A 5,174-nucleotide genomic window follows, 5' to 3' on the forward strand; every position below is an offset into this window, starting at 1 on the left:
CGACTGCGTCGGCGGTCCCCCTCCCCATCGCTGCGCGACAGGGAGGATTTGCGGCCCTTCCCTTCCCCGCCGCTCCCCTGTAGGGCGCGGCCCATGGCACTCGCACCGATCCTCAGCTGGGAAAACCTCGGCCTCGTCCAGGGCAATGGCTGGCTCTTTCAGGGCCTCGACATCAACGTGGGACCGCGCGACCGGCTGGCGCTGATCGGCCGCAACGGCGCCGGCAAAACCACGCTGCTCAAGCTGCTGGCGGGCATCGTCGATGCCGACAAGGGCACCCGCTCGGTGCAGCCCGGCACGCGCGTCGTCACGCTGGAGCAGGACCCGTTCTTCACCGGCTACGACACCCTACTCGACTTCGCGATCCACGGCGATGATGCGCCTGCCCGGCACGAAGTCGAGGCGATCGCCGACCAGCTCGGCATCGACCTCTCGCGCGAAGCCGCCAGCGCATCGGGCGGTGAACGCCGCCGCGCCGCGCTGTGCCGTGCGCTGGCGATGGAGCCCGACCTGCTGCTGCTCGACGAGCCGACCAACCACCTCGACCTCGCCGCGATCGACTGGCTGGAATCGTGGCTGCAGCGCTACAACGGCGCCTTCGTGGTCATCAGCCACGACCGCACCTTCCTCACCCGCCTGACCAACGCGACGCTGTGGCTCGACCGCGGCGGCCTGCGCCGCAAGGACATCGGCTTCGGCGGCTACGAGGCGTGGGAAGAGGAAGTCTACGCCGAGGAAGCGCGCGCCGCGCAGAAGCTCGACGCCAAGCTCAAGATCGAGGCGCACTGGCTGGAACGCGGCGTCACCGCGCGCCGCAAGCGCAACCAGGGTCGTCTGGCCAAGCTGTGGGAAATGCGCGCCACCCGCGCCGCGATGGTCGGCCCGCAGGGCGCGGCCAAGCTGGAAGTCGTCGCCAACGACAGCAAGACCAAGTCGGTGATCGTCGCCGACAAGGTGACCAAGGCCTTCGGAGACCGCACGGTCATCAAGGACTTCTCCCTGCGCATCCAGCGCGGCGACCGCATCGGCATCGTGGGTGCCAACGGTTCGGGCAAGACCACGCTGCTCAAGCTGCTGATGGGCGAGATGCAGCCCGATTCCGGTACGATCACGCAGGCCGCCAGCATGGAGCCCACCGTGATCGACCAGCAGCGCAGCCGCATGGAGCCGGAAATGCGTATCCGCGACGTGCTGGCCGAAGGCAGCGACTGGATCGACGTGCGCGGGGTGCGCAAGCACATCCAGGGCTATCTCAAGGACTTCCTGTTCGATCCGGGTCTGGTCGAGGCCAAGGTCGGCACCCTTTCGGGCGGCGAGCGCTCGCGCCTGCTGTTCGCGCGCGAATTCGCCACCACCTCCAGCCTGCTGGTGCTCGACGAGCCGACCAACGATCTCGATCTGGAAACGCTCGACCTGCTGCAGGAAGTGATCTCGGACTACGACGGCACGGTGCTGATCGTCAGCCACGACCGTGACTTCCTCGACCGCACAGTGAACATCACGCTGGGCCTCGACGGCTCGGGCCACATCGACGTGATCGCGGGCGGCTATGCCGACTGGGAGGCCAAGCGCCGCGAGCGCACCGTGGGCGCGGCAAAGAAGGCCAAGGCAGAAACCGCTGCTGCCGCGCCGCAGATGCCCGCGAAGAAGGCCAAGCTCTCGTACAAGGACCAGCGCGACTACGAACTGCTGCCCAAGCGGATCGAGGAACTGGAGGGCCTGATCGCGCGCGACGAGACGGCACTGTCCGACCCGGCGCTCTATACGCGCGACCCGAAGAAGTTCGCCGCGCTGACCGACGCCATCGCCAAGGCGCGGACCGAGAAGGACAACGCCGAGGAGCGCTGGCTGGAACTGGCTGAGCAGGTCGAGAGCTGAAACCCAACCCCTCCCGCTCGCGGGAGGGGAGCGAGACTTGGCGATTTATCGCCTAGTCGCAGCGGGGTGGGCATACCGTGCGCAACGCCCCCTTGCCAAACCCCGCCAATCGGTCGATAGCCCTCTCAAACCAAATCGGTTACAGAGGCTCCGCATGATAAACCGTATCCGCGACATCCGCCGCCAGAAGAACATGACGCTGGCCGACGTGGCGCTGGCCTGCGATCCGCCGACCACCGCGCAGACCATCGGCCGCCTCGAAACCGGCATGCGCAACCTGTCGCTGGTATGGATGAACCGCATCGCCGCCGCGCTGCAGGTGGAGCCGGAAACGCTTCTACGCTCCGAAGGCGCCGAGCCCGCCCGCCTCGTCGCCACGCTCGGCACCAAGGGCGCCGAGGCGCTGAAGAAGCCGGTCGATGCCGTGCTGCCCAACGATCTCTCCGCCGATGCGCCATGGGTCGTGGTTTCACTGGACGCCGCCGTCGGCGAATACCGCGAGGGCGACCAGCTGTGGCTGCGCCAGCACCGTCCGGAAGAGGCCACCGACCTGCTCAACCGCGACGTCCTCGCGCCCATGCCGGGCGGACGCTTCGCGTTCGGTCGGCTTACCGAGGGTAGTGCACAGACCGTCACCCTCCTGCCGCCCGCCGCTGGCAAAAGCCCGGTCGCGGTGGAACAACCCGCCTGGCTCGCGGTTGCCGAAATGCTGGTCCGCAAGCTCTGACCCTCGGCCGCCACGGGAAATCCATGCACGTCCTGTCCATCGCCACGCTGTTTCCCAACCCGGTGAAGCCCTCGTTCGGCGTTTTCGTCGGCAACCAGATGCGCGCGGTCGTCGCCAGCGGTCAGGTGGAACTGACGATGGTGAGCCCCATCGGCATCCCGCCCTGGCCACTCTCCACGCGCGAGCCCTACGCGCGGCTGAAGGACATTCCGGAGGTGAGCGACGCGGTGGGCCTCAAGGTCCACTACCCCAAGTTCACCACGTTCCCGAAAGTCGGCGGCGACACCAATCCGGGGCGCATCGCCCGCGCCGTGCTGCCGCTGGTGCGCAAATTGCACAAGGAGAAGCCCTTCGACCTCGTCGATGCGCAGTTCTTCTTCCCGGACGGCCCGGCCGCGGCGATCGTCGCGCGTGAACTGGGCATTCCGCTGACAATCAAGTCGCGCGGGGCGGACATCCATTTCTGGGGCCAGCGCCCGCATGCCCTGAAGCAGATGCTGGAGGCGGCGCACCAGTCCGCCGGGCTGCTCGCGGTCAGTCAGGCGCTGCGCGAGGACATGATCCAGCTCGGCATGCCCGCCGACCGGATCGACATCCACTACACCGGCCTCGACCGCGAGAAGTTCCATCCGATCGAGCGCGGCGCCGCTCGCGCCCTCGTCTCGGCGATGCCGAATCTCGGCATCTGGTCCGAAGGTCCGCTGCTGGTGACGCCCGGTGCGCTGATCCCGCGCAAGGGTCAGGCGCTGGTGATCGAGGCGCTGTGCCGCCTGCCCGAAGCCCGCCTTGCGCTGGCCGGTAGCGGCGAGGACGAGGCACGGCTGAAAGCCCTCGCCCAGCGCCTCGGCGTGGCCGAGCGCGTGCAGTTCCTCGGCCTCGTCGATCACGAACTGCTGCCGCACGTCCTGTGCGCGGCGGACGTGCTGGTACTGCCCTCCGCCAGCGAGGGACTGGCGAACGTGTGGGTGGAGGGCCTCGCCTGCGGCACCCCGATCGTCATTCCCGACATCGGCGGCGCGCGCGAGATTGTCAGCGACGCCAGCGCCGGACGCATCGTCGAACGCACCCCCGACGCCATCGCGGCAGCGGTGGAGGACATCCTCGCCGATCCGCCGACACAGGCGCAAGTAGCCGAACACGTCAGCCGCTTCTCGTGGGGCGTCAATGCCGAGAACATCGTGCACTTCTGGAAGGGCGTGCTGGGGCAGGACGAACCCGCCCCGGAGCTTGAGGAAACCGCCTGACTTTTGCTTCGTCATTGCGAGCGCAGCGAAGCAATGACGGATTTCAGAGCGACGAGCCGCCGTCCAGCACGAACTCCGCGCCGGTGGCGAAGGCGCTCTCGTCGCTGGCGAGGTAGAGGCACAGCGCCGCCACTTCCTCCGGCTTGCCGAGACGGCCGATCGGGTGGCCCGCGACCCATTCGGCGTAGAGCTTTTCGGGCTGGTCGGATTGCGCCAGCACTTTGTCGAGGATCGGCGTGTGGATCACGCCGGGATGCACCGAATTGCAGCGGATGCCGTACTTCTCGTGCGCGTAGTGCAGCGCGATCGACTTGGTCATGTGAGTGACGCCCGCCTTCGCGGCGTTATAGGCGGCCAGATAGTCCCGAGCACGGATGCTCGCCATCGAGGCGATGTTGATGACCGAACCGCCGGTGCGCTTCATCAGCGGAACGACATGCTTGCAGCCAAGGAACGGCCCGGCAAGATCCACGTCGAGTTCATGGCGGAAAGCGTCCAGAGTCAGCGCCTCCACCGAACCGACGGTGGTGATCCCGGCGCAGTTCACCAGCACATCGAGGCGGCCGTGCAGTTCCTCCGCCCGTGCGAAGGCGGTGATCCACTGGTCTTCCTGCGTCACGTCGAGGGGGACGAAATGCGCCGCCGCGCCGAGGTCGGCGGCCAGCCGCTCGCCCGCAGCCGCGTCGATATCGGCGACCAGCACCGCAGCGCCCTCGGCCACGTAGCGGCGCACGATCGCCTCGCCCAGCCCCGAGGCGGCGCCCGTGACCAGCGCCACTTTGCCTTCGATTCGTCCCGTCATGCCGCTCTCTCCGTTTTTCTCTGCCAAGGGACTTGGCCTGCCGCACCGCCCCGAACCACCTGTGCAAAGTGAGAGCGGCGCGTTGCCGCCCCCCCCCCCTAGCCTCCGCAGGACAACGAAGAGAGGACAATTCCATGCGCATCATCGTGGCCGGCTGGCTGCGCTACGCGGGCGACGAGAGCACCTGCGCCGAGATCATCACCACGGGCCGCGACCACATCCTCGCCGCGCGCGAGGAGAAGGGTTGCCTCGCCTATACCTGGGCGGTCGATCCGATCGATCCCGGCGTGATCCAGGTCTACGAGGAATGGGAGAGCGAGAAGGACCTGCTCCAGCACTTCGCCGACCCGCCTTACGCCGACATGCGCGCGCATCTGGAGCAGTGGGAGATCACCGGGTTCGGCGTGCAGCTTTACGGCGCGGGCGTACCGGAGGCGGTCTATGCGGATGACGGCTGGCCGCGGAAGGAGATTTTCGGGGTAACGCTGGAAGGCTGACACCGGGCAAATCTGCGTCGGGCCGG

At 67.8% G+C, this 5,174-nt stretch carries 5 protein-coding genes; 4 read left to right on the forward strand and 1 reads right to left on the reverse strand.

Features of this window, described 5'->3' with window-relative positions:
• Window positions 1–93 precede the first annotated feature (93 nt).
• From ACYPYD_RS16565 to ACYPYD_RS16575, 3 genes are all read left to right on the forward strand, one after another.
• Window positions 94–1,878 (forward strand): ABC-F family ATP-binding cassette domain-containing protein, encoded by a 1,785-nt coding sequence (locus ACYPYD_RS16565; RefSeq protein WP_459664256.1) that lies wholly within the window; start codon window positions 94–96, stop codon window positions 1,876–1,878.
• A gap of 154 nt (window positions 1,879–2,032) precedes the next feature.
• The gene (locus tag ACYPYD_RS16570) at window positions 2,033–2,605 is read left to right on the forward strand and encodes a helix-turn-helix domain-containing protein (RefSeq protein ID WP_459664258.1); all 573 of its coding nucleotides are present in this window, start codon (window positions 2,033–2,035) and stop codon (window positions 2,603–2,605) included.
• A gap of 23 nt (window positions 2,606–2,628) precedes the next feature.
• Window positions 2,629–3,849 carry a glycosyltransferase gene (locus tag ACYPYD_RS16575; RefSeq protein WP_069707525.1) on the forward strand — a complete coding sequence of 407 codons (1,221 nt, stop codon included), beginning with the start codon at window positions 2,629–2,631 and terminating at the stop codon, window positions 3,847–3,849.
• Window positions 3,850–3,892: 43 nt separating this feature from the next.
• Here ACYPYD_RS16575 and ACYPYD_RS16580 read toward each other — a convergent pair whose 3' ends face one another.
• A complete protein-coding gene (locus tag ACYPYD_RS16580) occupies window positions 3,893–4,651 on the reverse strand; it encodes a glucose 1-dehydrogenase (RefSeq protein ID WP_459664260.1) in 759 nt (252 codons plus the stop codon).
• 134 nt (window positions 4,652–4,785) lie between these two features.
• Between ACYPYD_RS16580 and ACYPYD_RS16585 the strand changes: the two genes are divergently transcribed.
• On the forward strand, window positions 4,786–5,148 hold the full coding sequence (locus tag ACYPYD_RS16585; RefSeq protein WP_459664262.1) for a putative quinol monooxygenase: 363 nt from the start codon (window positions 4,786–4,788) through the stop codon (window positions 5,146–5,148).
• The last annotated feature ends 26 nt before the right edge of the window (window positions 5,149–5,174 follow it).

It is taken from the genome of Novosphingobium sp. 11B (assembly GCF_054589055.1).

Excerpts from the sequence above, each read along its gene's own strand:
- ACYPYD_RS16565 (WP_459664256.1), top strand. The coding sequence starts at position 94 with ATGGCACTCGCACCGATCCTCAGCTGGGAAAACCTCGGCCTCGTCCAG.
- ACYPYD_RS16570 (WP_459664258.1), top strand. The coding sequence starts at position 2,033 with ATGATAAACCGTATCCGCGACATCCGCCGCCAGAAGAACATGACGCTG.
- ACYPYD_RS16575 (WP_069707525.1), top strand. The coding sequence starts at position 2,629 with ATGCACGTCCTGTCCATCGCCACGCTGTTTCCCAACCCGGTGAAGCCC.
- ACYPYD_RS16580 (WP_459664260.1), bottom strand. The coding sequence starts at position 4,651 with ATGACGGGACGAATCGAAGGCAAAGTGGCGCTGGTCACGGGCGCCGCC.
- ACYPYD_RS16585 (WP_459664262.1), top strand. The coding sequence starts at position 4,786 with ATGCGCATCATCGTGGCCGGCTGGCTGCGCTACGCGGGCGACGAGAGC.